This is a genomic window from Methylobacterium mesophilicum (assembly GCF_036441335.1).
Taxonomy (GTDB): domain Bacteria; phylum Pseudomonadota; class Alphaproteobacteria; order Rhizobiales; family Beijerinckiaceae; genus Methylobacterium; species Methylobacterium mesophilicum_B.
Genome location: NZ_MLBW01000034.1, coordinates 453,966 through 474,147, shown reverse-complemented (window position 1 = coordinate 474,147; position 20,182 = coordinate 453,966). Strand labels below are relative to the sequence as shown.

19 protein-coding genes and 1 pseudogene are annotated in these 20,182 nt (G+C 68.8%); 11 read left to right on the top strand and 9 right to left on the bottom strand.

Translation table 11 applies throughout. The features are described from left to right. The first annotated feature begins 93 nt into the window (after positions 1-93). The 9 genes and pseudogenes from MMR14E_RS22915 to MMR14E_RS22875 all read left to right on the top strand — a co-directional run. Complete coding sequence (locus MMR14E_RS22915; protein ID WP_331317470.1) at positions 94-1,119, top strand: ABC transporter substrate-binding protein; 1,026 nt, start codon at positions 94-96, stop codon at positions 1,117-1,119. Between the two features lie 96 nt (positions 1,120-1,215). Further along, positions 1,216-2,256, top strand: a complete 1,041-nt coding sequence (locus MMR14E_RS22910; protein WP_331317468.1) for an ABC transporter ATP-binding protein — start codon at positions 1,216-1,218, stop codon at positions 2,254-2,256. Next, a complete protein-coding gene (locus MMR14E_RS22905) occupies positions 2,253-3,113 on the top strand; it encodes an ABC transporter permease (RefSeq protein WP_331317466.1) in 861 nt (286 codons plus the stop codon). The genes MMR14E_RS22910 and MMR14E_RS22905 overlap by 4 nt, the downstream gene beginning before the upstream one ends. Next, complete coding sequence (locus MMR14E_RS22900; RefSeq protein ID WP_331317465.1) at positions 3,110-3,907, top strand: ABC transporter permease; 798 nt, start codon at positions 3,110-3,112, stop codon at positions 3,905-3,907. Before MMR14E_RS22905 ends, MMR14E_RS22900 begins: the two co-directional genes overlap by 4 nt. Next, on the top strand, positions 3,904-5,043 hold the full coding sequence (locus MMR14E_RS22895; protein ID WP_331317463.1) for an FAD-dependent oxidoreductase: 1,140 nt from the start codon (positions 3,904-3,906) through the stop codon (positions 5,041-5,043). The genes MMR14E_RS22900 and MMR14E_RS22895 overlap by 4 nt, the downstream gene beginning before the upstream one ends. After that, complete coding sequence (locus MMR14E_RS22890; protein WP_331317461.1) at positions 5,024-5,329, top strand: (2Fe-2S)-binding protein; 306 nt, start codon at positions 5,024-5,026, stop codon at positions 5,327-5,329. The genes MMR14E_RS22895 and MMR14E_RS22890 overlap by 20 nt, the downstream gene beginning before the upstream one ends. Continuing rightward, the gene (locus tag MMR14E_RS22885; protein ID WP_331317459.1) at positions 5,326-6,723 is read left to right on the top strand and encodes an NAD(P)/FAD-dependent oxidoreductase; all 1,398 of its coding nucleotides are present in this window, start codon (positions 5,326-5,328) and stop codon (positions 6,721-6,723) included. Before MMR14E_RS22890 ends, MMR14E_RS22885 begins: the two co-directional genes overlap by 4 nt. A 28-nt stretch (positions 6,724-6,751) precedes the next feature. Then, a complete protein-coding gene (locus MMR14E_RS22880; RefSeq protein WP_331317458.1) occupies positions 6,752-7,120 on the top strand; it encodes a RidA family protein in 369 nt (122 codons plus the stop codon). Between the two features lie 146 nt (positions 7,121-7,266). Further along, positions 7,267-7,827: pseudogene (locus tag MMR14E_RS22875) on the top strand (L-serine ammonia-lyase, iron-sulfur-dependent, subunit alpha); the annotation flags it as partial. Positions 7,828-8,207: 380 nt separating this feature from the next. Here MMR14E_RS22875 and MMR14E_RS22870 read toward each other — a convergent pair. From MMR14E_RS22870 to MMR14E_RS22860, 3 genes are all read right to left on the bottom strand, one after another. Continuing rightward, positions 8,208-9,896, bottom strand: a complete 1,689-nt coding sequence (locus MMR14E_RS22870; RefSeq protein ID WP_331317456.1) for a methyl-accepting chemotaxis protein — start codon at positions 9,894-9,896, stop codon at positions 8,208-8,210. 394 nt (positions 9,897-10,290) lie between these two features. Further along, on the bottom strand, positions 10,291-11,184 hold the full coding sequence (locus tag MMR14E_RS22865) for an MBL fold metallo-hydrolase (RefSeq protein WP_331317454.1): 894 nt from the start codon (positions 11,182-11,184) through the stop codon (positions 10,291-10,293). A gap of 100 nt (positions 11,185-11,284) precedes the next feature. After that, complete coding sequence (locus MMR14E_RS22860) at positions 11,285-12,070, bottom strand: sulfite exporter TauE/SafE family protein (RefSeq protein ID WP_331317453.1); 786 nt, start codon at positions 12,068-12,070, stop codon at positions 11,285-11,287. 201 nt (positions 12,071-12,271) lie between these two features. Between MMR14E_RS22860 and MMR14E_RS22855 the strand changes: the two genes are divergently transcribed. Beyond that, positions 12,272-13,957, top strand: coding sequence for a TIGR01244 family sulfur transferase (locus MMR14E_RS22855; RefSeq protein ID WP_331317451.1), 1,686 nt, complete (start codon positions 12,272-12,274; stop codon positions 13,955-13,957). 273 nt (positions 13,958-14,230) lie between these two features. Here the strand turns inward: MMR14E_RS22855 and MMR14E_RS22850 are convergent, their stop codons facing one another. From MMR14E_RS22850 to MMR14E_RS22825, 6 genes are all read right to left on the bottom strand, one after another. Further along, a complete protein-coding gene (locus MMR14E_RS22850) occupies positions 14,231-14,677 on the bottom strand; it encodes a YeeE/YedE family protein (RefSeq protein ID WP_331317450.1) in 447 nt (148 codons plus the stop codon). Then, entirely contained in the window at positions 14,674-15,105 is a 432-nt protein-coding gene (locus MMR14E_RS22845; protein WP_331317448.1) for a YeeE/YedE family protein, read from the bottom strand. Before MMR14E_RS22845 ends, MMR14E_RS22850 begins: the two co-directional genes overlap by 4 nt. After that, on the bottom strand, positions 15,102-15,491 hold the full coding sequence (locus tag MMR14E_RS22840) for an ArsR/SmtB family transcription factor (RefSeq protein ID WP_419539400.1): 390 nt from the start codon (positions 15,489-15,491) through the stop codon (positions 15,102-15,104). The genes MMR14E_RS22845 and MMR14E_RS22840 overlap by 4 nt, the downstream gene beginning before the upstream one ends. Next, positions 15,491-16,141, bottom strand: a complete 651-nt coding sequence (locus MMR14E_RS22835) for a peroxiredoxin (protein ID WP_331318622.1) — start codon at positions 16,139-16,141, stop codon at positions 15,491-15,493. The genes MMR14E_RS22840 and MMR14E_RS22835 overlap by 1 nt, the downstream gene beginning before the upstream one ends. A gap of 174 nt (positions 16,142-16,315) precedes the next feature. Continuing rightward, complete coding sequence (locus MMR14E_RS22830; protein ID WP_331317447.1) at positions 16,316-17,665, bottom strand: ATP-binding protein; 1,350 nt, start codon at positions 17,663-17,665, stop codon at positions 16,316-16,318. Beyond that, positions 17,662-18,321: a response regulator transcription factor gene (locus MMR14E_RS22825; RefSeq protein ID WP_331317446.1), complete on the bottom strand. Its 660-nt coding sequence runs from the start codon at positions 18,319-18,321 to the stop codon at positions 17,662-17,664. Before MMR14E_RS22825 ends, MMR14E_RS22830 begins: the two co-directional genes overlap by 4 nt. A gap of 122 nt (positions 18,322-18,443) precedes the next feature. Here MMR14E_RS22825 and dsbD point away from each other — a divergent pair, with 122 nt between their 5' ends. Further along, entirely contained in the window at positions 18,444-20,171 is a 1,728-nt protein-coding gene (gene dsbD, locus MMR14E_RS22820) for a protein-disulfide reductase DsbD (RefSeq protein WP_331317445.1), read from the top strand. Positions 20,172-20,182: the final 11 nt, after the last annotated feature.

Below are 20,182 nucleotides of genomic sequence, written 5' to 3'. Positions count from 1 at the left end.
ATATTTGCGCATGCAAGAGCGTCAATTATGAATTTGCGCTGATCGACGGGCTGCGGGACAGTCGGCACTCATCGAGGTCGGGGGATGCAGGTCATGAGCAGGCGGTTGCGCATCACGGCGGGGCTCGCCCTCGCCCTTCTCTCGCTCCCAGGCCCGCTCCAGGCGCAGGAATCCCTCGTCGTCGCCGGCTATGGCGGCTCGACGGAGACGGCGATCCGCGAGAAGATCCTTCCGAAGTTCGAGAAGGAGAACGGCGTCAAGGTCACCTATGTCGGCGGAAATTCGACCGACACCCTGGCCAGGCTCCTCGCCCAGCGCGACAACCAGGAATACGATGTCGCCCTGATCGACGACGGCCCGATGAGCCGGGCCGTGTCGCTCGGGCTCTGCGCTTCCACCCCGGACATCGATCGGAGCAAGCTGCAGCCGGTCGCCAACATCTTCGGCGACAAGGCGTCGGGCCTGGGCATCATCGCTACGGGGCTGATGTACAACACCAAGGTCTTCAAGGAGAACGGCTGGGCGCCGCCGACGTCTTGGAACGACCTGAAGGATCCCAAGTACAAGGGCAAGATCGTCATGCCCCCGCTCAACAACGGCTACGGCCTGCTGACGGTGGTGATGCTGGCGCGGATGAATGGCGGCAGCGAGGCCAAGATCGATCCGGGCTTCGCCGCGATGAAGGACGTGGCGCCCAACATCCTGGCGTTCGAGCCGTCGCCGGCCAAGATTACAGAACTGTTCCAGACGGGACAGGCGATCCTGGCGGTCTGGGGCTCCTCGCGGGTGCAGGCTTTTGCCGAGACCGGCTTCCCGGTCGACTTCGCCTACCCGAAGGAAGGCGCGCCTGTGGTGATGACCGCCATCTGCACGGTGGCGAAGAAGGCCCCTTCGCCCAAGGCCGAGGCCTTCATGAAGATGATGCTGTCGCCGGAGGTGCAGTCGATCCTGGCCGATGCGGGCGGCACCGCCCCGGTGAACAAGGACGCCGTGATCCAGCGCCCCGGGATGATGCCGGTCGGCGACAAGGCCGCCAAGCTCGTGGCCGCCGACTGGCAGGTGATCAACCCCGTCCGGGACGCCTGGAACAAGCGCTGGACACGGGAAATCGAGCGCTAGGCCGCGCGCCCCGCGACGGATGACGGGGGCGGCTCGGCAGCGCGCCGCATCCCCCTATGCCCCATCAGACCCGCACCATCGCGGGCGGGAGGATGCATGTCGTATCTTGTCTTGAGTGGCCTGCGAAAATCCTATGGCACCGTGCAGGTCCTGCAATCCCTCGATATCGCCGTCGAGAAGGGCGAGTTCATCTCGCTGCTCGGGCCCTCGGGCTGCGGCAAGACCACGACGCTGCAGATGATCGCGGGCTTCCTCGAGCCCAGCGGCGGAACGGTGACGCTGGATGGCGCCGACCTGCTCAAGCTCGCCCCCAATCGGCGGGGCCTCGGGATCGTGTTCCAGAGCTACGCCCTGTTTCCGCACATGAGCGCGGCCCAGAACGTGGCCTTCGGTCTCGAGATGCGCGGCGTCGCCCGGGGGGAGGTACGCCGGCGGGTCGCAGAGGCGCTCGCCCTCGTCGGCCTCGCGGACAAGGGCGAGCGGTTCCCCCGGCAGATGTCGGGGGGGCAGCAGCAGCGCGTCGCGCTGGCGCGGGCCCTGGTGATCCGGCCCTCCATCCTGCTCCTCGACGAGCCGCTCTCGAACCTCGACGCCAAGATGCGCGAGGAGATGCAGATCGAGCTGCGCCAGATCCAGCGCACGCTGGGGACCACCACGATCCTCGTAACCCACGACCAGCAGGAGGCGCTGGCCCTCTCCGACAGGATCGTGGTGATGAACGCCGGTCGGATCGAGCAGGTCGGCGCCCCCCTCGACGTGTACGAGCGCCCGGCGACGCCCTTCGTCGCCTCCTTCCTCGGCACCACCAACGTCTTCCGGGGGACCGGTCGCGGTTCGGCGATCGAGATCGCGGGCCACCTCGTCCCCGTCGGACGGGCGGTGTCCGGGCCGACGGAGCTGACGGTCCGTCCCGAGAAGATCCACTTCGCTGGACCAAGCGCTCCGGGACTGCCCGGCACCGTCAAGGCCCGGGTCTTCCAGGGCGGGCACTGGCTGTTCGAGATCGAGACCGCCGCCGGCCGCGCAGTGGTGATCCGCCAGAACGATGGCAGCCCCGTCCCCGCCGAGGGTGACCTCGTGGTGCTCGGCTTCGAGGGGGCCCATGCCCAGCTGCGCGATCAGGAGAGGGCGGCATGAGCGCGTCGAGATCTCCCTCGCCCTACGCCGCCGTCGGCCCCGCCGCGCTGCTCTTCCTCGGGGTTCTCGCGGTGCCCCTCGCGATGACCGTGCTGCTGTCGTTCAACGCCTTCGATTCGGCGCGAGGCATCGTCGCCACGCGCGACTTCCAGAACTACGCCGAGGTCCTCGGCGACGCCTATTTCGCCGAGATCTTCCTGCGAACCCTGCGGATCTCGCTCACCGTCACGGCGATCAGCGTCCTCCTGGGGGTTCCGGAAGCGTATATCCTGAAGCGGATGCGCGAGCCCTGGCGCTCGATCTTCGTCCTGGTGGTCATCGGCCCGTTGCTGGTCTCGGTCGTGGCACGGACGCTCGGCTGGGCGATCCTGCTCAACGGCAACGGGCTGCTCTCGCAGGCCCTCCAGGCGACGCATCTCAGCGCCGGGCCGGTCTCGCTGATGTTCACCGAGACCGGGGTGGTGATCGGCCTCGTCCACGTCCTCGTGCCGTTCATGGTCCTGTCGGTCTGGGCCTCGCTCTCGCGGATGGATACGGCGAGCGAGCGGGCAGCCGAATCGCTCGGCGCCGCCAAGCTGACGATCCTGCGCCGAATCGTGCTGCCGCAGGCCGTGCCCGGAATCCTCTCCGGCAGCATCGTGGTGTTCTCACTGTCGGCCAGCGCCTTCGCCACGCCGGCGATCATCGGCGGGCGCCGCCTCAAGGTCGCGGCGACGCTCGCCTACGACGAGTTCCTGAACACCCTCAACTGGCCCCTCGGCGCCGCCGTCGCGGTGCTTCTCCTCGTCGGGATCGTCGCCATCGTGGTCGGCTGGAACCGGTTCGTCGAGCGACGCTACCAGCAGGTGTTCGCATGAAGAACGGCCCCCTCGCCCTCCTCTTCCACGCGCTGTTCATGGCATTCCTCGTGGCGCCCATGCTGGTGGTCTGCGTCGTCGCCTTCACGCCGGAGGGCTACCTCGCCCTGCCGACCCACGGCGTCTCCCTGCGCTGGTTCCGGCGGCTCGTGGAGTACCCGGAATTCCTCTCGGCCTTCCGCACCAGCCTGCTGATCGCGGCGGCCTCCTCGGTGACGGCGGTCGTCTTCGCCACGCCGGCGGCGCTCGCCATCGCCCGCCATCGCTTCCCCGGGCGGGACGCGCTGAGCGCCCTGTTCCTGGCGCCGCTGATGATCCCGCACGTGGTGCTCGGGATCGCCTTCCTGAGGTTCTTCTCGAGCGTCGGCCTGTCGGGGACCCTGCTCGGGCTGATCGTCAGCCACGTCGTCGTCATCTTTCCCTTCGCCCTGCGGATGGTGCTGGCCGGCGCCAACGGCATGGATCGGCGGATCGAGGATGCCGCCCTCTCCCTGGGCGCGTCCCGGGCGACGGTGGTGCGGCGGGTGATGCTGCCGCTCATACTCCCCGGCATCGCCAGCGGCTTCGCCCTGTCGTTCATCCAGAGCTTCGACGAGGTGACGATGACGGTGTTCATCGCCTCACCCTCGACGACGACCCTGCCGGTGATGATGTTCAACTACATCCAGGATTCCATCGACCCGCTGATCTGCGCGGTCTCGACCTTGATGATCGTGCTGACGGTGCTCTTCATGATCGTCGTACATAAATTCTACGGTCTTGAGCGCCTGTTCGTCGGCGAGACCCGCGCATGAACCCGCTGATGCAGGACGGCCCCGACTCGCACGACGTCGTCGTGGTGGGCGGCGGCTTGGTCGGGATGGCGCTGGCCTACGGGCTGGCCCGCCAGGGCCGCGGCGTCACAGTCCTGGACGAGGGCGACGTCGCGCACCGGGCATCCCGGGGGAACTTCGCCCTCATCTGGGTGCAGGGGAAGGGCCTCGCGATGCCGGCCTACGCGGACTGGACCCTGCGGTCGGCGGATCTCTGGGGCGGCCTCGCCGCCGGGTTGAGCCGGGAGACGGGCATCGACCTCGGCTATTCCCGCCGGGGAGGGTTCAGCCTGAGCCTCAGTGCGGCCGACCTGGAGGACCGTGCCGGGCGCATGACGCGGCTCCACAACCAGCTCGCCGCGCCGGCAACCTTCGAGGTGCTCGACCGGTCGGCCCTCGGCGACCGGCTTCCGGCGATCGGGCCGGAGGTGGCCGGGGGGATCTACTGCCCGGCCGACGGCCACGTGAACGTGCTCCGGCTCTTCGGAGCGCTCCACCGTGCGGCGCAGACGCAGGGGATCCGGTACCGGCCGAACACTCCCGTGCAGGACATCGCCCGCCATCCGCGCGGCGTCGCCGTCCGGACGGGTGGCGGGGAGATCCGGGCGCGGACGCTCGTCCTCGCCGCCGGGCTCGACAATGCCCGCCTCGCGCCGATGGTCGGCCTGCGGGCGCCGGTGAGGCCGCAGCGGGGGCAGGTGATCGTCACCGAGAAGGTGGCGCCCTTCCTCGACCATCCCCTCGGCACGGTCCGCCAGACCGACGAGGGCAGCGTCATGATCGGCGATTCGAAGGAAGAGGTCGGCTTCGACGACGGCACGCAGAGTCACGTGCTCGGCGGGATCGCCGACCAGGCTGTGCGCATGTTTCCCCTGCTCGCCCGGGCGCAGGTGGTGCGCAGCTGGGGGGCGCTGCGAGTGATGAGCCCGGACGGGCACCCGATCTACGAGCGGTCGCGCACCCTGCCGGCCGCCTATCTCGTCACATGCCACAGCGGCGTGACCCTCGCCGCCGCCCACGCCCTCGTACTCGCACAGCGCATCGCGACGGAGACGTGGTCCGAGGATCTGGCCCCGTTCGCAGCAGGAAGGTTCGCCGATGTTCCGCAGGCTGCATGAGGCCGCCGAGACCTGCCGGGTGGTCGTGGACGGGCGGCCAGTGGCCGCCGCCGCCGGCGACACCGTCGCCACGGCCCTCCTGCTCGCCGGCATCGGTCCATTCCGCCGGACCCTGAGGAGCGGGACGCCCCGGGCCGCCTATTGCGGCATGGGCGTGTGCTTCGAGTGCCTCGTCGCCATCGACGGCGTCGGCAACCGGCAGGCGTGCCTGGAAACCGTCCGCGACGGGATGGTGATCGTGACGGGCGGGCAGGGCCGCCACCTCAGCGACGAGGACAGGCCATGAGCGACCCAGCCCCACAGGACGCCCCCCTGGATCTGCTGATCGTGGGCTGCGGCCCCGCCGGCATGGCCGCCGCCATCGCCGCCCGGCGGGCCGGACTGGCGGTGACCGTCGCCGACGAATCCCAGGCGGCGGGCGGCCAGATCTACCGGTCGGTGCTGAAGCCGTTCCCGGGAAGCCCGGCGCTGGGCTCCGATTACCGGCTCGGCGCGGCCCTCGCCCGGCGCTTCTCGGATTCGGGCGCCGTGCTGATACCCGGCGCAACGGTCTTCCTCGTCGAGCCCGACCCCGAGGGCGGGTTCGAGACCGGGCTGATGATCGGCGGGCGCGGGCGCCGGGTCCGCTCCCGGTGCGTGCTGATCGCCACGGGCGCCCACGAGCGGCCCTTCCCCGTACCGGGCTGGACCCTCCCCGGCGTGATGACGGCGGGCGCCGCGCAGACGATGCTGAAGGCGAGCGGCGTCGTGCCCGAGGGCCCCCTGCACCTCGTCGGCACCGGGCCGCTCCTCTATCTCCTCGCCGCGCAGTATGCCCGCCTCGGCGTGCCCGTCGCGGCCCTGCTCGACACCGCCCCCCGCCGGAACTGGCTGGCGGCTCTGCCGCACCTGCCAGCCTTCCTCGGCACCGCCTATGCCTGGAAGGGGATCGGGCTCCTGCGCGAGGTGCTCGCCTCGACGCGCATCGTCCGCGGCGTCGAGGATCTCTCCCTCGGGGGAGACGGGCGTGTCGCCGAGATCCTCTACCGGGCCGGCGGCCGACGGCACGTCCTGCCGACCCGCACGGTGCTGCTGCACCAGGGCGTCGTGCCTCAGGTCAACCTCGCCATGGCCTGCGGCGTCCCGCATCGCTGGAACTCGGACCGGCTCGCCTTCGAGCCGGAACTCGGCCCGGACGGCCGGACGCACCGGCCCGGCCTCTACGTCGCGGGCGATACGGGGGGAATCGCCGGCGCGCAGGTGGCCGAGCACCGGGGGACGCTGGCGGCCCTCGCCGTCCTGCGAGACCTGGGCCGGGACGCGCCGGACGCCGCCGGCCCGCGCGGCGCGGCACGAAAGGCCCTGCGCGGACGGCGCTTCCTCGATGCCCTCTACCGGCCGCCCGACCGGTGCCGCGTCCCGTCCGCGGATGAGACCATCGTCTGCCGCTGCGAGGAGGTGCGGGCCGGCGAGATCCGCGCCCTCGCCCGGCAAGGCGCACAGGGACCGAACCAAGCGAAGTTCTTTTCCCGTGCGGGGATGGGTCCCTGCCAGGGGCGCCTCTGTGGCCTCACGGTCTGCGAGACCATGGCCGCCGAGACGGGGCGCGACCCGGAGGCGATCGGCTACATGCGCGTCCGCATGCCGGTGAAGCCGGTGCCCCTCGCCGCCATGGCGGATCTCGCCCGCGAGCCCGTTTGACCCTTACGAACCGAGAGAGGACTTCGCGATGAATGCCGCCATCACACGGCTGCACACCAACGCCCGGATGAGCAAGATCGTGGAGGCCCAGGGGCTCGTCTATCTCTGCGGCCAGACCTCGGGCGGGACGGACATCGCCGACATCGTGGGCCAGACCCGCGAGGTCCTGTCGCGGATCGACCGCCTCCTCGGCGAGGCCGGCTCCTCGCGCACCCATATTCTGACCGCGACGATCCATCTGCGCGACATGGCCGATTTCGACGCGATGAACGCCGTCTGGGAGGCCTGGATGCCGGAGGGAAGTGCCCCGGCCCGGACGACGGTTGAGGCGAGACTCGCCACGCCGAGTTTGCTCGTCGAGATGACGGTGACGGCGCTGCGGGCATCGCGGCCCTGATGCGACGGGCTGGATCGGGGTAAGGACCGGACCGGCGGATTTGACCATCCGACCGGGACGCCTCCGCCATCATCGGGCAAGGACCGCGAGCGTCTATGTTCCTGAGCATCTTCGATGTCTTCAGGATCGGAATCGGGCCCTCGAGTTCGAACACGATGGGGCCGATGCTCGCGGCCCACCACTTCGTCCAGGCGCTGCGCGACCGGGCTGGGCGCGCGCCCGCGACCGCCCCGACGAACGGCGCGTCCAGCGTCATCCCGGCTTTCATCCGCTACTACCGCGACCATTGCCACGGCTCCGACCATGCGGGCATCCGCGACTTCCTCCTGACGGCCGCGGCCATCGGCGGGATCATCAAGACGAACGCGTCGCTCTCCCGGGCCGAGGCCGGCTGCCAGGGCGAAGTCGGATCGGCCGCCGCCATGGCCGCCGCGGGCCTGTGCGCCGCGCTGGGCGGCACGAACGCCCAGGTCGAGAACGCGGCCGAGATCGCGCTGGAACACCATCTCGGCCTGACCTGCGACCCGATCCGGGGGCTGGTGCAGGTGCCCTGCATCGAGCGCAACGGCCTCGGGGCGATCTAGGCCGTCGCCGCCGCTTCGCTGGCGCTACGGGGAGACGGCACGCACATCATGCCGCTCGACAACTCCATCGAGGCCATGAGGCAGACCGGCCGTAATATGAGCACCCGCCACAAGGAAACCTAGACCGGTGGTCTCGCCGTTAACCTCCCCGAGTGCTGAGGCAAGAGCCTACCGCCTGTGCGGGCGGCTCGGAGGATGAGTTAGAACGGCGCTGCGCGCGGCCTTCGTCGCCCGAGCGCCATCCTCCCTCGGAGCTTCGCTCGGCCCTCTGGTTTCCAAGCCTGCGCGGCGCAACTGGCGGATGGTGCAGCCTTCCGGATCTGCTCTCTTCGACGCTGTAAGAGGACCTTCCGCGTTCGGCCAGATCCGGCCGATGCGCAGCGCCCATGTGCTCGTCTCAGATGGGTGGTTTTCTGCCCACCCGCTTCCGCGCGGTGATAGGGCGGAAGCGGACAATTGAGAGGCGGGTCAGCAACTGTGCCGCCTGCGTCGATAGGATCGTGTCAGGCGGCGCGGACAGTTGCGAGGAAGCGGGCGACCTCGGCGCCGAGATGCTCGGATTGCCGCGACAGCTCCGAGGCCGCCGACAGGACCTGCCCGGCCGCAGCCCCAGTCTCTTCCGAAGCCTGCGCCACCCCCGCGATGTTGCCCGTCACCTCGTTGGTGCCCGCCGAGGCCTGCGCCACGTTGCGCACGATCTCCTGGGTCGCCGCGCCCTGCTGCTCGACCGCCGCCGCGATCGAGGTCGCCACGCRGTCGATCTCCCGGATCCGCCCCGTGATCCCGCCGATCGCCGTCACCGCCTGATCGGTGACACCCTGGACCTCGCCGATCTGGCGCGCGATCTCCTCGGTCGCCTTGGCGGTCTGCTCGGCGAGCGCCTTCACCTCGGTCGCCACCACCGCGAAACCCCGACCCGCGGCGCCCGCCCGCGCCGCCTCGATCGTGGCGTTGAGCGCCAGGAGGTTGGTCTGGCCGGCGATGCCCGAGATCATCCCGACCATGTCGCCGATCCGCGCCGCGTTCTGGCTGAGCGCCTGGACGAGGTGGGCGGTCTGGTCGGCCTCGCCGACCGCGGCCTGGGCGAGATGGGCCGAGCCCTGCACCTGCCGGCCGATCTCCTGCACGGACGAGCCGAGTTCCTCGGCGGCGGCCGCGACCGTGTTGACGTTGGTCGAGGCCTCTTCCGCGGCCGCGGCCACGCTGGTCGATTGCGCGGCGGTCTCCTCGGCGGTGGCGGTCATCTGCTGGGCGGTGGCCTGGAGCTCGGTGGCCGAGGACGAGACCAGGCCGACGATCCCGCCGACCGCGCGCTCGAAGGCATCTGCCATCTCGCGCATCGCGGCTTTGCGCTGCCCCTCGGCAGCTAAGCGTGCCGTGACCGTCTCCTCCTCCAACGCTCGCATGCGGATCATGCCCTCTTTGAAGACCTGGACCGCGTCCGCGATCTTACCAAACTCGGTCGGGTATCCGCGACCTGCGATCTCGGCCGTCAGGTCACCTCGGGCGAGGGTCTGCATAGGCGCGATGATACCCGCGCAGTCCTTGCCGATACTCCAGACGATGAACCCTCCGAGGCCGAGGGATACGAGGAGAGCAACGACGGCGGCTCCGATCACGAAATTTCGCGTCCACGCGTAGGTTTGGGCGGCAGTCTCTGCAGCCTTGGCGGCCGAAGCTTTGGCGAACCCGTAGAGCTGCTTCGCATCGTCCAGCGCCAACTTGCGATGCGTCGTAACGTTCGCGTCGATCATCCTGCGCGTCTTCTCAATATCTCCCTCTCTCGCGATCGCGAGGAGAGCCGGTATCGAAGAAACGTACGACGTCCAATGTGTTTTGAAGCTGGAATATACGCGAACCTCGTCGTCACTCTTCTCATAAGCGTTGTATTTATCAATCAATCGCCCGACCTCAGAGATTCGACTCCGGATTTCAGACTCGGCTTTCTGCACAGCTTCGGCGTCTCTGCTGTTCAACGCGAGGCGGAACAGACTGATGGTCAGGCGCCCAGCCCAGTCATTGATTTCGCCAATAATCTGCGTCTTCGGCAAATCCTTCGTCTGTGTCTCAACAAGCATTGAGTTGATGATCGCCGTTCCTCGCACCCCGAAAGCCCCGAGGCCCAGCACGAAGAGGCTCAAAATTCCGAATCCTGCGAAGAGTTTCGCACGGACTGTTATACGACGCAGCATACCGTCCCCCCATGTACTGATCCTCTAAATCCAGGAGAAACGTCAAATATTTGTTAAAAATTATTCACGATCGACGGATCTCAATATGCCTCAATACATATTTTTCAGAGATAAGAAATTTTCGACACGCAACTTCATGGCCGATTTCAGACTTGGATGCATTTATATTCGGAACAATAATCATTGAAAAACTGACATTCTGCTGACAAGTCTCCCCCTAGATGCGGACCATGATGTGCCGCGTCATGATGACTTGGATCCTGAAAGCTCACCGAGCCTGTCCGAGGTCAATCCTCGCACGAGCGACGAATGGCCGATCCCTCGAGCTGCGCGCGTCCATCGCGCCCTGAGGCGCCCATAAGTCCGCGACGGGTCGTGACGAAGCGCTGGCCCGTCAGTCCCAGGCCGCCCCCTCCAGCGCGTCGAGCGGGATGCGAAGGTAGCGCCGGCCGTTCGCCTCCGGTTCTGGCAGGCGGCCGCCCCGGATGTTCACCTGGAGGGCATGCAGGATGAGCTTGGGCATCGGCAGCGTCGCGTCGCGCCGCTGGCGGATCTGCACGAAGGCGGCCTCGTCCGCAGCGGCCACCATATGGGTGTTGTGCGCCTTCTGCTCGCCTACGGTGCTCTCCCAGAGCGGTGCGCGGCCGCCCTGTCCATAATCGTGGCCGGTGAAGACGCGCGTTTCATCCGGCAACGCGAGGATCGCCTGGATCGAATGCCAGAGCGCCCTCGCGTCACCGCCCGGAAAATCCGCGCGCGCCGTGCCCGAATCCGGCATGAACAAGGTGTCGTGAACGAATGCCGCGTCGCCGATCAGATAGGTTATCGACGCGAGGGTGTGCCCCGGCGAGAACACGACTCGAGCCGGGACCTCGCCGATCGAGAACGTATCGCCACTCGCGAACAGACGGTCCCATTGCGACCCGTCGGCCGGCATTGCGGTAAAGCCGTAGATCTCCTTCCAGAGACGCTGAACATCCACGACGCGCTCGCCGATGGCAGTCGGCGCTCCAGTCCGCATCTTGAGATAGTGGGCCGCCGAAAAGTGATCGGCATGCGGATGGGTGTCCAGTATCCAGTCTACCGCGAGCCCCCGATCGCGGACATAGGCGAGGATCTCATCGGCGCAACGCGTCGCCGTGGCACCCGACTTCTCGTCGTAGTCGAGCACCGGATCGATGATGGCGCATTTACCGGTCGCCGGGCATGAGACAACGTATTGGACGCTGCCGGTCCGATCCTCGTAGAAGGCGCGCACGGCTGGGCGCGATGGCATCGAAGCTGACATGGCAGGCTCTCGGTCTCGTTGCAGGCTGGGGATTGGAATGCACGCCATCGCATGCATCGGGTGATTTTCTTTGGAAAACAAATTCCCGTCGCTCGAAATATTACGGAATACCTGAAATGGTGCCGGCATTGCGATAGATCACGTACCCGGCGACGACGAAGATCACGGTGGCGAACACCGCGTTGAGTGCTCCCCTGAAGTCCGCAAGCCGATTGGCAAGCTTCATTCCGAAAAATCCGCCGACGAGGCCGCCGGCGATGAACTGCGCTGCCACGATCCAGTCGACCATGCCGGACACGGCGTAGTTCAGGGCTGTAGCGAGGCCGAAGGCGCCAACGGCGAGCAGCGAGGTGCCGACGGCCGAGATGAGCGGCATTCCAGTGGCGAAGACGAGTCCAGGCACGATCAGGAAGCCGCCACCGATCCCGAAGAATCCCGACAGCATGCCGACTGCGAACGCGACCGCCACGACCTTCGCGCTCGGCACCGGACCGCAGCCGGCCGGCTCGACAGCACCGTCCACGCCCTTTCGGCCTCGGAGCATGTGGATGCCGACGACGATCATCAGCAACGCGAACAGGAACAGCAGGCGCTGTCCGTCCACGGCCTTCCCGAGGGACGATCCGGCCAGTGCGCCGACGATCCCGACAAGGGCGAAAATCGTGGCGCATCGCCAGCGCACATTCCCCGCCTTGGCATGGCCGATCAGCGTCAGGAACGCATTGGCCGCCACCGCGAGCGCGCTCGTTCCGATCGCCAGGTGAGGCTGCGTCATGCCGACCACGTAGAGCAGAAGCGGGGTCGCCAGGATCGAGCCGCCGCCGCCGATCAGGCCGAGCGTGAAGCCGACCCCTGAGCCTGACAGGAGAGCCGGAAGTGCATGCATGGCCGCTGGTTCTCCGAGCTCCGCAGCTTCCGGCTGCGGATTGCCGGAAGCGGACCGAGCGCCTCACGTCATTTTATAGATTAAGATATCGACGGCGCTCGAATTCGATTTTACGATGCGATCCGTTGTGCAGCAAGTCAAGATGTGGTTCTCTGAGACTCGAGTCAAGATATACATAAATGTGGAATGACGAGAACGACCATGCGCGCCCATCGTCTCGCTCAGGACCTGTCGATCGCGAAGCAGGTGACCACCGAAGACCTCGCAGAGGCCGCGCAGGCCGGCTTTCGAGCCGTGATCTGCAATCGCCCCGACGGCGAGGGCGGCGGCCAGCCAAGCTTCTCGGAGATCGACACCGCGGCCCGCGAGGCGGGGCTCGAGGCCCGCTACCTGCCCGTCGCGTCCGGCAAGGTCACGGACGCGGATGCGGCCGCATTCGGTCGGATGCTGGCGGCGCTGCCGAAGCCGGTCCTCGCCTATTGCCGTACCGGAACCCGCTCGGCGACGCTGTGGGCCTTGAGCGAAGGTGCGCGCGGACGCCCTTTACCGGAGATCCTCGCCGCAACGAACGCGGCAGGATTTGACCTCTCTGCCGTCGTCCGGCGCATCGGGGCAGGGCGGCGCATCCCGACGGATTCGGGCGCCTTGTTCCACAGCGTCGTCATCGTCGGGAGCGGAGCCGGCGGCATCGCCGTCGCGGCAAGCCTCAAGGCTCGCAAGCCGGACCTCGACGTCGCCCTGATCGATCCCGCCGACATCCACTACTACCAGCCCGGCTGGACCATGGTCGGGGGCGGCATCTTCGCGCCTTCAGATACGGCCAGGACCATGGCGTCGCTGATCCCGGACGGCGTGCGCTGGATCAAGTCGGCGGTGACGGCCTTTGAGCCGGAAAGCAAGTCGGTGCTCCTGGGGGACTCTCGCGTGGTCCGCTATGACCGCCTGGTCGTCGCGCCGGGTCTGAAGCTCGACTGGGCCGGGATCGAGGGGCTCGCCGAGACCCTCGGGCAGAACGGCGTCACCTCAAACTACCGATACGATCTCGCGCCCTACACCTGGGAACTCGTGCAGAATCTACGCTCCGGTCGTGCCGTGTTCACGCAGCCGCCCATGCCGATCAAGTGCGCGGGAGCGCCGCAGAAGGCGATGTATCTCTCCGCCGACCATTGGCTGCGCGCGGGCCGGCTCGGGAGCATGGCGATCGAGTTCTACAATGCCGGCTCGGTTCTGTTCGGCGTGAAGGAGTACGTTCCGCCGCTCATGGCCTATGTGAAGCGCTACGGCGCGCGCTTGAACTTCGATCACACGCTGACTCGAATCGACGGACCTGCCCGGCGCGCATGGTTCTCGCGCAAGACCGAGGACGGAGGTGGCGAGACGGTCGAGACCGACTTCGACATGATCCACGTCGTCCCGCCACAGCAGGCGCCCGATTTCGTCCGTGTCTCGCCGCTCGCCGATGCCGGGGGCTGGATCGAAGTCGATCCCGCGAGCCTGCGCCACAGACGCTACCCCGCGATCTACGCACTCGGCGATGCGTGCAACACGCCGAACGCCAAGACCGCCGCCGCGGCCCGCAAACAGGCGCCGGTGGTCGCCCACAATCTGCTCGTGGAGATGGGACACCTTCGCGGGGTCGAAGCCGCCTATGACGGCTACGGCTCGTGCCCGTTGACGGTGGAACGGGGCAAGATCCTGCTCGCGGAGTTCGGCTATGGCGGCAAGCTGATGCCGAGCTTCCCCAACTGGCTGATCGACGGCACGAAGCCGAGCCATATGGCGTGGCTTCTCAAGGAGCGGATGCTGCCTCCGATCTACTGGAAGGCCATGCTGAAGGGCCGCGAGTGGATGGCCAAGCCTCATGCGGCCGATCGATCCGTGGCCTGAGGCCGCGCCACCGCGGCGAGCGACGGTGGGCGGTACGGGGATGAGACCCGCACGGGACGAGCCGGGATCGAGAGCGACGGCAGCCGCGCGATTGCTCAAGATCCGTATCGGTCTCCCGACGGATGACCGGCGAGCCATCATCGAAGAATGGCTGCAGAAGCGCAGGACCTGCGAACTCGACTCGACCGCGAGATCGAGTGACGCTCGAGGCACGGCACGCAGGGAAGGGGCCGCGAGAGGACCGGCCCCTGTTGTCGAGCGATAACGGTGGCGTCACCGGCCGGCGGCGGGGAGAGCCGGCGTTCGCGCGACGACCAACCTGTGCAGTGCCATGCCGACCAGCATCGCGCCCACGAACACGACGACCGGCGGCAGGCCGAGCGCGAGCCCGGCCAGGGCAGGTCCGGGACAAAATCCGGCGAGCCCCCAGCCCATACCGAAGAGCGCGCTCCCAGCAACGAGTCGCGCATCAGGACGGCGGTTCGTAGGCACCTCGAAGCGGGGCGCGAACGCCGGCTGCGCCATGCGAGCCTTGACCGCGTAGCCGAGCGCCGAGACCCCGACGGCCCCGGCCAGCACAAAGGCGAGGCTCGGATCCCAGACGCCCGCGACGTCGAGGAAGCCCAGGACCTTCGCCGGGTTCATCATCCCCGACAATGCGAGACCGAGACCGAAGAGAAGACCGCTTGCGAGGGCTGCGAGGAGGCGAGGGGCGGTCATCGCGTCACCCCGTGCCGGACGAGGAAGACGGTGACGATGGCCGCTGCCATGAAGGTCCCGACCGCCGCGAAGGAGCGCGGGGAGAGCCGGGCCAAGCCGCAGACCCCGTGACCGCTGGTGCAGCCCGAGCCCAGGCGCGTCCCGAAGCCGACGAGAAGACCGGCGGCGATCAGCATCGGCCACGACGCATCCGCGCGGACATCTGGCCATTGGCCCGCCGCCAACCTGTACAGGGCGGGGCCGGCGAGAAGCCCGGCGAGGAAGGCCGCGCGCCAGGACCTGTCGCGGGCCGCCGGACCGAGGAGACCGTCGAGCAGACCGCCGAGGATGCCGCTGATCCCGGCGATGCGACCGTTGGCCAGAAGCAGCAGCGCCGCCGAGGCGCCGATCAGTGCGCCGCCCGCGAGCGGCGCGAGGAATGCGGTCACGGCTCGTCTCCGATCTTTCCGAATTGGGCTGCCTGGCCGAGCGCTCTTGCTCGCGCATCGGATTTTCGTGGCGGAAGCCGCCGTTGCGGGTGGTCGAGTACCAGAATGTCCTCGATTGCCCCGAGGAGCGCGCGCACGCGCGGGTCGGTCAGGCTGTAGAAGACCACCTTGTGCTCACGCCGGGTGGCGACGACGTCGGCGGTGCGCAATTCGCCGAGCTGCTGCGACAGGGTCGGTTGCCGGATGCCGAGGCGCTGCTCGATCTCCGAGACCGACCATTCGCCATCCGTCAGCAGGTAGAGGATGCGCAGACGGTTCGGGTTGGCGACCAGCTTGAGCAGGTCGGCCGCTGCGGTCGCCCGGGCCTCGTCCGTGCCTGGCGCCATCAGACGCTCTCCAGACGATAGTACCAGTCGGGGCCGCAGGCGCCGACCTCGTCGCTCGTCAGCGGCGGGTTCATCAGCACCGGCTCGCCGGGTTGCCAGCCCTCCGGGGTCGAGACGTTGGCCGCGTCGGAGGCCTGAAGGGCCTTCACCAGCCGCAGGATCTCGGCGACGCTCCTTCCCACCGTCAGCGGGTAGGTGATGAGGGCCCGCACGATGCTGTCGGGATCGATGACGAAGGTGGTGCGCACCGTGGCGCTCGACGTCGCACCTTGGGGCAGCATGCCGTAGGCCTGCGCGATCCCCATCGCCGGATCCTCCACGATGGGGAACGGCACCCGGACGCCGAAGCGCTGCTCGATGCTCTGCTGCCACGCCAAATGCGACGACAGGCTGTCGACGGAGAGCGCCAGGAGATCGCAATCCAGGGCCTGGAACGCCTCATGGGCCCGCGCGAACGCCACAAACTCGCTGGTGCAGACCGGGGTGAAGTCGGCCGGATGCGAGAAGAACACGAGCCAGCGGCCGCGATACGACGAGAGGGCGCGCGTGCCCATTGTCGTTCGTGCGCGGAAGCTCGGCGCCGCGTCCCCGATGATCGGCGGCAGGGCAGGGGGCACGCCAGCGACGCCAAGGTTGTTTTCTGAAATCATGAACTGACTCTGCGCAGACTGCGCTGCGACAATAGCCCCTCGCCGGCCGGCGTCAATTAAGCCACGCATGGAACGGAATCCTGAATATACAAAAACACCAATCGACCGCGCCGAGGGGCGTTCGGAGATGGTCCGGCATCGACCTCCGCGATCGACCGCGACGCGAGAGGCCGCTCAGGCCGGCTTGACCGCGACCGGGGCTTCGTCCGACCCGAGCGTGACGCTGCACACGACCCCGGTCCGGTCCTCCCTGTTGTCGATCGACAGCCGGGCACCGATCTTCGCAAGCGCGGCCTTGGCGATGGCGAGGCCGAGACCGCTGCCGGTCGGATGCCGGTTTCGGCCCCGGAAGAAGCGGGTACCGAGCCTCGCGACCTCGTCCTCGGGGATGGTTGGTCCGTCATTCTCGACGGTGAGGCCGTCCCGGTTCAGGCGCCAGCGCACCGAGCCACCGGGGACGGCGTGCTGGACGGCGTTCTCGTGAAGGTTGCGGAGCGCCAGCTCCAGATACTCGGCGTTCGTTCGCACGGACCCGACCTGCGCGTCGGGACTGACCGCGACGGTGATCTCGCCCACCGAGGGGACACCGGCGATCACGCGCTGAAGCACCTCGGCCGGCGCGACCAAATCCGTGGCGGGCACGCGCTCCTGCGTGTCGACGCGGGCGAGGGCGAGCAGCTGGCGCACGAGGCGGCTGCTCCGATCGACGGCGAGGATGATCTGCCCCAACGCCTCCCGGACCGTGTCCGGGTCCCGGGCCGCGAGCGCGACCTGAGCCTGGGTCTTCAGCCCGGCGAGCGGCGTCCGCAGCTCGTGCGCGGCGAAGGCCGTCACGGTGCGCTCGTGGGCGCGGGCCGCCTCGACCTTGCCGAACAGACCATTCAGGGCGTCGGCGAGGGGCCGGACCTCGACCGGCGCGTGCGTGGCATCGACCGGCCGCATGTCGTCCGCGTCCCGCTGCGCGAGATCGCGGGCCATGCGCCGCAGCGGCCGCAGGCCTCGCCCGAGGCTGAGCCAGATCACCGCTCCGAGGAGCGGCGCGATGAGCAGGGCCGGCCAGACGACGCCCTTGATGAGATCCGTGACCAGCCGCTCGCGCAGACCGAGCCTGTCGCCGACCATGACCCGCACGTTGCGCCCGGCATCTTCGGCCGTGAACACACGCCACGTCTCGCCGTCGATGGTCCGCTCGGAGAAGCCCGGCGCGGCCTCGGAGAGCTTCCGGTCAGGCGCGCCGCTCGACCGGGCGATGAGCCGCCCGTCGAGGGACCAGACCTGACAGGAGAGCTGGCGCTCGTAGCTGCCGAGCTGAGCCGGCCGGCCTTCCGCGGTCGTGCTCGACGGATGGTCGAGATCCGTGACCAGGGAGACCACCATGCGGGCGGCCTCCTGCAGGCGCGTGTCGAGCACCCGCTCGACCTCCCGTCGACTGCCCACAGCGATCCAGACCACGGCCGCGAGCCAGACGATGCCGGTGGCGAGGAGGAGCGCGGCGAACAGGCGCAGGCGGAGCGAGCCGGTCACAGGGGCCGCATCCGGTAGCCGAGGCCGCGCAGAGTCTCGATGGCCTCGCGGCCGATCTTGGCGCGCAGGTGATGGATGTGAACCTCGACGGCATTGCTCTCCACGTCTTCCTGCCAGCCGTAGAGCCGCTCCTCCAGATCGCCGCGGGAGCGGACCTGTCCGGGCCGCTCCATCAGCGCCGAGAGGATCGCGAATTCCCGGCGCGACAGGCTCACGGGACGCCCGGCGACGCTGGCCGTGAGGTCGGCCGGATTCACGCGGATCGGTCCGTGACGCAGCTCCGGCTCCGCGCGGCCCATGTCGCGCCGTGTGATGGCGCGCAGCCGCGCCGCGAGCTCGTCGAGATCGAAGGGTTTGGCGAGGTAGTCGTCGGCGCCGGCATCGAGACCCGCCACCTTGTCCCCCACGCCGTCGCGGGCAGTCAGCAGGAGGACCGGCGTCCGGTCTCCGGCCGCGCGCAGGTCGCGCAGGAGATCGATGCCGCTCCCGTCCGGCAGCATCACGTCGAGGACGATGGCCGAGAAATCCGAGGTCGCCAGGGCGGCGGCGGCGTCGGCGCAGTCGCCCACGTGATCGACCGTCGCGCCGCCGAGGGACAGGCCGGCCCGCAGGCCGTTGCCCAGGATGGGATCGTCCTCGACGACGAGGATGCGCATGGATCAAGCCTCCTGTGCGCGCTCTCCGGCCGCCTCCTTAAGCCTGGCTTAAGCGGAGCGGTGAGGCTGTCGGCATGTCTTCCGCGTCATCCATATCCCCTCGCCGCGTCGCTCTCATCCTGTTGGCCCTGGTCTGCGCCGCGCTCCCCGCTGATCGCGGACGCGCCGAGGGCGCGCCCTTCGCCCTCACGGCTCAGCGGGACCCGGACGGGACGCTCCGGCTCGCTTGGCGCATGGCGCCCGGAATCCACCTCTACCGTGACCGGATTTCAGCCGCGACCGAGACCGGGCAGGCGGTCCCGGTCGCGACGCCGCCGGGCCACATGGAGGACGACCCGAATTTCGGTCCCACCGAGATCTACCGGACACACGCGACGGCGACGATCGCGCCCGGCGCCCTCGCGGGGGTGAGCAGGCTCGTCGTCCGGTATCAGGGCTGCGCCGAGCGGGGCATCTGCTACCCGCCCGCGCGACGGACTGTCGATCTCGCTACCCTGGCGGTCCAGATGCCGGCGGCGACCCCCGCCGTGGCCGCCGCGGGCTGGGACCCGGCTCCCTCCGCCGAGACGGTGCCGCTGCTTCCCGCGCTGACCGGGCTGCTGCCCGTGCTGGTCGTGACCTTCTTCGGGCTCGGGCTGCTTCTGGCCTTCACCCCCTGCGTGCTGCCGATGGTGCCGATCCTTGCGGGCATGCTCGCAGGATCCGGGCCCGATCAATCTCCGATGCGTGGCCGTGGCTTCGTTCTCTCGGCGACCTACGCACTCGCCATGGCGACGGCTTATGCCGCCCTCGGGGTGGCGGCATCCTGGTCCGGTCTCAACTTGCAGATGGCATTGCAGACGCCTGTCGCCCTCTCCGCGATGGCTGCCGTGTTCGTCGTCCTGGGTCTGGCGAGCTTCGGCCTGTTCGACCTGCGCCTGCCAGCCGCCCTGACTGCACGCTTTGCCGGTCGGCCCGGAGGGGCGTTGGGGCCCGTGAGCGGAGCGGCGATCCTCGGCTTCACCTCCGCGCTGATCGTTGGCCCCTGCGTGACGCCTCCGCTCGCGGCCGCCCTGCTCTACGTTGCGCAGACCGGCGATATCGGGCGCGGTGCGGCGGCTCTGTTCGCCCTCGGCCTCGGCATGGGTCTGCCGCTCGTGCTGGTCGGAACCTTCGGCACCCGTCTGCTGCCGCGCTCGGGGCCGTGGCTCCGCGTCACGAACCGCATCTTCGGCTTCGTCTTCCTCGGCCTGGCCGTCTCGCTCGTCGGGCGCGCAGTGCCCGCACCGGCCGCCCTCGCCCTCTGGGCCGCCCTCGCGATCGGGGGCGGCGTGTTCGCGGGCGCCTTCGACAGGCTGTCACCGACGGATGGTGCCGTCCGGCGTCTCGGCAAGGCGACCGGGATCCTGGCCGTCGTCTACGGCGCGACGTTGGCCGTCGGAGCCGCCGCGGGCCAGGACGATCCGCTTCGGCCTCTGGCCTTCACCGCCGGAGCTCAGGCGCCCGAAGCCGAGACGGTGGTGCACAGCACGGCCGAACTCGATGCCGCCCTGGCCGGAAATCGCGGCAGCGGCCGGCCGGTCCTGATCGCCTTCTCGGCGGCGTGGTGCACCGCCTGCCGGACCATCGAGCGCACGGTGCTCGCCGACCCGGCGGTGCGGGAGAAGCTGCGTGGCGTCACGGTGATCCGCGCCGACATCACGGCCCCCGGTCCCCCGAGCGAGGGTCTGATGCGACGCTTCCAGGTCGCCGGTCCGCCCACCCTGATCTTCCTCGATGACAGGGGCAGCGCGGAGATCGCCGGAACGCGCTCGACCGGGGAAGTGTCGGCGGCTGAATTCCGCCGCGTGCTCGACCGCCTCGGCGCTTGATCCTCAGACAA